Annotated in this window: 1 protein-coding gene; it reads right to left on the minus strand. The window is 62.4% G+C overall.

Annotation, left to right across the window (positions count from 1 at the left end; genetic code table 11):
• The coding region (locus tag AC1D0P_RS28780) for a hypothetical protein (protein ID WP_477679854.1) at positions 1 to 406 on the minus strand (406 nt) is incomplete at its 3' end.
• Positions 407 to 484: the final 78 nt, after the last annotated feature.

A 484-nucleotide genomic window follows, 5' to 3' on the forward strand; every position in this document is an offset into this window, starting at 1 on the left:
GTGGGACAACTTCGAGTTCGTTGGCGAGATTGGAGAACAGCCGCGTCGAGGGCGTTTCCGAGCCCTCGTCGGCTGCGGCATTGATCACCCGTGTCTCGATGCCGTGGAACCCCCCAAGTGCGGCCCTGAGTGCCTCGACTGCCTTGTCGGTCTGGGCTTTGCGATCACCGACATCCTGGCTCTGGCTGCGATCGGCGGCAATGGCGACGATCGTCGGCAGCGGTTCGCGCTCCTCATTGACGATCACCGGATTGGCGAGCGCGCCGATGAGCAAAGCAAGCGCTACGGCGCGCAGGATCATGCCGCGTTGGCGGCGATAGAGGCCGAAGCCAATGAAGAGAACAGCGATGACGGCGAGGAGGCCGATCAAGACGGGCTGCAGCAGCGGATTGAAAACCACGCTCATATCACTGCCCCAACCGTTCCAGCAGAGCCGGCACGTGCACCTGGTCCGCCTTGTAGTTGCCGGTCAGCATATACATCA

It is taken from the genome of Polaromonas sp. P1_G2, assembly GCF_056405515.1.